The sequence below is a fragment of the Microcoleus sp. B3-D2 genome, from assembly GCF_036705345.1.
In the GTDB taxonomy this organism is placed as follows: Bacteria; Cyanobacteriota; Cyanobacteriia; order Cyanobacteriales; family Microcoleaceae; genus Microcoleus.
Genome location: NZ_JAUBUG010000140.1, coordinates 1 through 5,839, shown reverse-complemented (window position 1 = coordinate 5,839; position 5,839 = coordinate 1). Strand labels below are relative to the sequence as shown.

Below are 5,839 nucleotides of genomic sequence, written 5' to 3'. Positions count from 1 at the left end.
TGCACTTTATTCTCGCTCGCGCGCTCGAAACCTTTCGCGACGCAATATGCACTCGATTATTCAGCAAGCCCTATCTAATTATCGAAGTGGCAGACAGCAGCTTAACTTTCGATCGCGAAATTAAAGCCAAAATTTACGCGCGATCGGGAATTGCCGATTATTGGGTGTTAAATGTGGGCGATCGGCAACTCCACGTTTTTCGAGAACCTACTGAAAATGGGTATCAAAGCGAAGTAATTCTTGGGGAAACTGCGAGCATTTCACCCATCGCATTTCCCGCTTTCAATATCGCAATTCAGGCAATGTTGCCCCCTCTGGTATCAAATTAAAAACTGTTGTATCAATTGTCTTGATTTGTGAATTATGTTTTTTTTATTAACCGCAGAGGGCGCAGAGGGCGCAGAGAAAGAGAATAGAAGAGATAGAGAGAATGGCTTTTCTCTTATTCTTCATTCGGGGGATTCTTCTCTTCCCTTCTCTATTCCTAATCGCTTTCGAGAATGCTTGCGAGCAAAGCTTGCTGAGCGTGCATCCGATTTTCTGCCTGATCCCAAACGCGCGATTGACTGCCTTCAATCACTGCATCGGTAATCTCTTCATCTCGGTGTGCGGGCAAACAGTGCAATACAATTGCATTCTTATCTGCTAACTTCAGCAATTGTTCATTTACCTGATAGGGTTCAAACATAGGAATCCTGATTTTTGCTTCCTCTTCCTGTCCCATACTCGCCCAAACATCAGTATAAATCACTTGAGAATTCTTAGCAGCCGCTTCCGCATCAGCAGTTACAGTAACTTCTGTTTTTCCCTCAGCAATTGCTTTAGCTTTTGCCACAATCTCAATATTCGGACCGAAATCTTCAGGACAAGCAATTCTGACATTTATCCCGGTCATTGCACAGCCCAACATCAGCGAATTTGCCATGTTGTTACCGTCGCCAAAATAAGTCAGGGTCAATCCTTCTAGCTTGCCAAAACACTCTTTTACTGTCATTAAATCCGCCAGCACTTGACATGGGTGTTCGTCATCTGTCAGCGCATTTATCACAGGAATTTTCGCATAATTGGCAAAAGTAGCTAAGTCCTTTTGCTCGAAAGTCCGAATCGCCAAAATGTCTAAATATCTGTCTAAAACCCGGGCTGTATCTACCAAAGGTTCCCCGCGGCTGACTTGTGTAACGTTGGGATTAAGGTCAATCACTTGCCCTCCCAATTTATACATTGCTACCGTAAAACTTACCCGCGTTCGCGTTGAAGCTTTGGAAAATAACAAGCCGAGAACTTTATTGCGTTTCAGCTTGACCATTCCCGATTTTAAACTGGCTGCTAGATCCAGCAAATAATTTAATTCATCTATGCTTAAATCTGCCAGACTTAATAAATCTCGCCCTTTTAATGAGTCCATGCTTTCCCCCACACACAAATTTTTAACTGTGTCTTAAATCTTAGCCCGCAGAGGTGGGTTTTGTTTCTGTAATCCCTAGTTGACATCTGCGGGTAAGGTTTATGCGGGCAATTGCTCGATCGCGCGATCGATCGAATCGCAACCTTGTTCAACCGTTTCTACCACAGCCAACACGCCCCGCAATTCCCCAGCGCCGGGGAAACCCTTAGCATACCAGGTTAAGTGCTTGCGCGCTTGGGAGACACCGCTTTCACCTTTATATTCCCACAAAGCCCGCAAATGTTCCTTAGCACATTCGAGGCGTTCAATTGGTGTCGGAGCTATCTTTTCCACACCAGTTTTCAAGAAATAATCAACTTCTCCCACCAAAAAAGGATAGCCCAACGTTCCCCGCGAACACATCACTCCATCTGCGCCGGTTTCTTCCAGACATCGCATCGCTGCTTCCACGGAAAAAATATCCCCGTTAGCAATAACTGGAATCGATAAAACTTCTTTCACTCGGCGAATCCACTCCCATTTGGCCGGGCCGGTGTAACCTTGCGATCGAGTGCGGCCGTGCACGGTAATCATTTTTGCTCCCGCATCTTCCATCCGCTTGGCAAATTCCAAAATATTAATTTCTTTGTCAGTCCAACCGATCCTAGTTTTAACTGTGACAGGAACATCTACCGCTTCCACAACAGCCCGCACAATTGCCTCGGCCGTTTCCGGGTCTCGCAGCAGGGAAGAACCGCCGCCGTTTTTAGTAATTTTGTTAACCGGACAGCCCATATTAATATCAACAGTATCCGCTCCTTCTGCCACTGCTTTCTGGGCCGCTTCTGCCAAGAAATCCGGCCGGCAGTCAAACAATTGAATGCTAATCGGGCGCTCGTTCGGGTCAACTTCCATAATTCTCGGCAGTTGCTTCACGTAGTGCAAACCCGTAGCGTTCACCATTTCCGTGTACATCATCGAATCCGGCGCGTAGCGGCGCACCAGGCGGCGAAATACCAAATCGGTAACGCCGGATAAGGGCGATTGCAGGACGCGACTTTTAACTTCAAAATCGCCGATTTTGAGCGGAGTTGCTAACCTTTCTTTTAATTCGGGAGATAGAGCAAGCATAGTCGATCGCACTTTAATTCTAATATCTGTATATTATACTACACTTCAGATAGTTGACTGTTGTTAACTATATTTTTAGACGATTATTGAGTGACAGCTAAAAGTATATTTAACCTGACCGCAATGCCTATTTTACACATCCCGATCGCCCGAATTTGAATATTGTCAAACCAGGGCCCAAACGCCAACCCCGACCACAGTTAAATCTCTGTGCCGCTTCGATCTATCTATGGGGTGTGATCATTAATGAGGGATCTACCTACTAAGAGTGTTGCCCAAGTCATATTTTTCTTGTTTAATTCTGCCGAATGGTTTGGCTGCTTTCGGCTGCCGCTGCCTTCAGACGACTAATGCTTAAATTTATTGGGATTCTGCAAAAGCCGTACATCAGATCGTTTTAAACTACAATTGGTGGATTCCTGACGACCCCGATCGAACATTAAAAAAATTGTAGAGAATTCCTATGGACGCCGCAGCACTCTGGCAACGCTATCAAGACTGGCTTTACTATCACGAGGGATTGGGACTTTACCTCGATATCAGCCGCATGGGATTCGACGACGCTTTCGCAGCAGCACTGAAGCCCAAATTTGACAAAGCTTTCAAAGACATGGCAGCTTTAGAAGCAGGTGCGATCGCCAATCCCGACGAAAACCGCATGGTGGGCCACTACTGGCTGCGAAACCCCGATTTAGCTCCCACTCCAGAATTAAAACAAGAAATAGTCGAAGGAATATCACAAGTCGAAACATTTGTCAAGAAAGTTCAAAACCGCGATATTAAACCGCCCTTTGCTCCGCAATTTACCGACATAATTTCGATCGGCATCGGTGGTTCTGCCCTCGGTCCCCAATTTGTCGCCGAAGCTTTATCCCCAGACATTCCGCCCCTAGCAATTCATTTTATCGACAACACTGACCCGGCGGGGATCGATCGAATTCTCAACAAAATCAAAGACAAACTCGCCAGCACCCTCGTAATTACAATCTCCAAATCCGGCGGCACCCCCGAACCCCGCAACGGCATGATTGAAGTTCAAAAAGCCTTCGCCGCCCAAAAACTCGACTTCGCCAAACAGGCAGTTGCCATCACTGGATGTGACAGCAAACTAGACAAATTAGCCAAATCCGAAGGCTGGATTGGCAGCTTCCCGATGGCCGACTGGGTGGGAGGGCGCACTTCGGAACTGTCAGCAGTAGGACTTTTGCCAGCAGCTTTGCAAGGCATCGACATTCAGGCGATGCTCGACGGCGCTAAAGTGATGGACGAAGCTACCAGAATTCCCGACATTAAAAACAATCCCGCCGCCCTGTTAGCCATGAGTTGGTATTTTGCTTGCAACGGACGCGGCGAAAAAGACATGGTAGTTTTGCCTTACAAAGACTCCCTGCTATTGTTCAGCCGCTACTTGCAGCAATTAGTCATGGAATCGATCGGCAAACAAGAAGATTTAGACGGCAACACAGTTCATCAAGGAATCGCAGTTTACGGCAACAAAGGCAGCACCGACCAACACGCCTACGTCCAGCAACTGCGAGACGGGGTGCCGAATTTCTTCCTAACATTTATCGAAGTGTTGGAAGACAGGCAAGGCATTTCCCCTGAAGTAGAAACCGGTGTCACTTCCGGAGATTATTTGTCTGGTTTGTTGCAGGGAACTAGACAAGCCTTGTACGAAAATCACCGAGATTCCATTACTGTCACAATTCCCCAAGTCAACCCTCGGACAGTAGGAGCATTAATCGCCCTCTACGAAAGAGCCGTAGGTTTTTACGGTTCTTTGGTGAATGTCAATGCCTATCACCAACCGGGCGTCGAAGCAGGCAAAAAAGCTGCCGCTGCTGTATTGGAGTTACAGCAGCGGGTACTGCAAGTGCTCAAAGACGCTCAAACACCTCTGTCTGTAGAAGAACTAGCCAAAAAAGCAGGAAGACCAGAGCAAATCGAGACAATTTACAAAACTCTGCGGCATTTGGCAGCCAACGGGCGCGGCGTAGCTTTGGAGGGAACATTAGGGCAGCCTGCTAGTTTAACTGCAAGTTATAAACAGAATTAAACAGTAGAATTAAAAATTAAAAGTGAAATTAGTCACTTTTAATTTTTAAGGTTTAATTTTTAAATTCCCCTCATGCCCTTGACGATTCTGGTTGCTGACGACGATTTCGCGACTCGCTTGTCGATTACCGATTATCTGGAAATTACCGGATACTCTGTAATCCCTGCTGAGAATGGCAAAGAAGCTTTAGGTTTGGTAGAGGAATTTCAGCCCCACTTGATTGTTACCGACATTACAATGCCGGAGATGGATGGCTACGAATTCGTGCGGCGAGTTCGGACTCGTCCCGCTTTCCGCTTGCTGCCGGTGATTTTTTTGACGGAACGCACGAGCACGCAGGAACGGATTCGCGGCTATCAGATGGGGTGTGACAATTATCTGGCTAAGCCTTTTGAACTCCAAGAATTGGCAGCGGTAATTCGCTCTTTGCTCGATCGCTACGCTCTAATCGCTCAGGCACCGTCTCATTCCCCAAAACCAGAACCGACGCCAACAGAGGCACGCAGCAGAGCCAACAGCCAGCCTGAAGCGGATTTTTTTACTCAAAAGTCAGAAACCGACGATTCCCTACGGGATAGCTCCGCTTCACGCGCATACACAAGCCAAAATGCTCCGAGTTTGACTCAGCGAGAGCAAGAAGTGCTAGATTTGCTCACAGAAGGTCTTTCTAATATTCAAATAGGCTCCCGACTCCACCTGAGCCCTCGAACTGTCGAAAAGCACGTCAGCAGCTTGTTCAGAAAAACTGACAGCAACAACCGAGCAGAACTCGTTCGCTTTGCGATGGAACACCATTTAGTCAGATAAGCGTCAACGCTCTGGGCAAGAAAATTACCTGCACTTACCACGCTGAATAAATAACATCATGGTCAACAATTACTTAAAAAATCAGAAAATTCTATATGCAGCAGCATTAGCAGCTTCCATAATTTTCTGTATTGCCATGACATCAATGGGAATCAGCAAGTATTACAGCGTTTTACAGGGTGGAGACAACTATAACGATTTCCCTACCAGCGGTTTCAGCCTCATCCGAGTTCTAATTAACGGTTCCTACTTGATAGCAACAGTTACATATATTATCTGGTTAATTCAAAAAAAAACGCCCTGTTCCAGCTTTCTAGACATTTGCAAGTATGCAATCCCCTTTCTGGCACTTGCCCTCATAGCTTATCCCCAAAGCAGTGACATTTACAGCAGATTCCATGTATATATGATACACTGTATTGAGTAGATAAGCGAAAAAAATGAAACCTTATTCGATCGAG

6 protein-coding genes are annotated in these 5,839 nt (G+C 46.3%); 4 read left to right on the top strand and 2 right to left on the bottom strand.

Features of this window, described 5'->3' with window-relative positions; genetic code table 11:
• The coding region (locus QUB14_RS27970; protein ID WP_333221392.1) for a Uma2 family endonuclease at positions 1-329 on the top strand (329 nt) is incomplete at its 5' end.
• Positions 330-484: 155 nt separating this feature from the next.
• On the opposite strand, the gene argF is transcribed toward QUB14_RS27970, so the two are convergent.
• Positions 485-1,405 carry an ornithine carbamoyltransferase gene (gene argF / locus QUB14_RS27965; RefSeq protein WP_333221390.1) on the bottom strand — a complete coding sequence of 307 codons (921 nt, stop codon included), beginning with the start codon at positions 1,403-1,405 and terminating at the stop codon, positions 485-487.
• Positions 1,406-1,504: 99 nt separating this feature from the next.
• Positions 1,505-2,515 (bottom strand): tRNA dihydrouridine synthase DusB, encoded by a 1,011-nt coding sequence (gene dusB / locus QUB14_RS27960; protein WP_333059203.1) that lies wholly within the window; start codon positions 2,513-2,515, stop codon positions 1,505-1,507.
• 463 nt (positions 2,516-2,978) lie between these two features.
• Here dusB and QUB14_RS27955 point away from each other — a divergent pair, with 463 nt between their 5' ends.
• The 3 genes from QUB14_RS27955 to QUB14_RS27945 all read left to right on the top strand — a co-directional run bounded on the left by QUB14_RS27955 (position 2,979) and on the right by QUB14_RS27945 (position 5,805).
• Positions 2,979-4,571, top strand: a complete 1,593-nt coding sequence (locus QUB14_RS27955; protein WP_333221388.1) for a glucose-6-phosphate isomerase — start codon at positions 2,979-2,981, stop codon at positions 4,569-4,571.
• Between the two features lie 72 nt (positions 4,572-4,643).
• Positions 4,644-5,378 (top strand): response regulator transcription factor, encoded by a 735-nt coding sequence (locus tag QUB14_RS27950; protein ID WP_333221386.1) that lies wholly within the window; start codon positions 4,644-4,646, stop codon positions 5,376-5,378.
• Between the two features lie 58 nt (positions 5,379-5,436).
• Complete coding sequence (locus QUB14_RS27945; protein WP_333221384.1) at positions 5,437-5,805, top strand: hypothetical protein; 369 nt, start codon at positions 5,437-5,439, stop codon at positions 5,803-5,805.
• Positions 5,806-5,839 lie beyond the last annotated feature (34 nt).

Excerpts from the sequence above, each read along its gene's own strand:
- argF (WP_333221390.1), bottom strand. The coding sequence starts at position 1,405 with ATGGACTCATTAAAAGGGCGAGATTTATTAAGTCTGGCAGATTTAAGC.
- dusB (WP_333059203.1), bottom strand. The coding sequence starts at position 2,515 with ATGCTTGCTCTATCTCCCGAATTAAAAGAAAGGTTAGCAACTCCGCTC.
- QUB14_RS27945 (WP_333221384.1), top strand. The coding sequence starts at position 5,437 with ATGGTCAACAATTACTTAAAAAATCAGAAAATTCTATATGCAGCAGCA.
- QUB14_RS27955 (WP_333221388.1), top strand. The coding sequence starts at position 2,979 with ATGGACGCCGCAGCACTCTGGCAACGCTATCAAGACTGGCTTTACTAT.
- QUB14_RS27950 (WP_333221386.1), top strand. The coding sequence starts at position 4,644 with ATGCCCTTGACGATTCTGGTTGCTGACGACGATTTCGCGACTCGCTTG.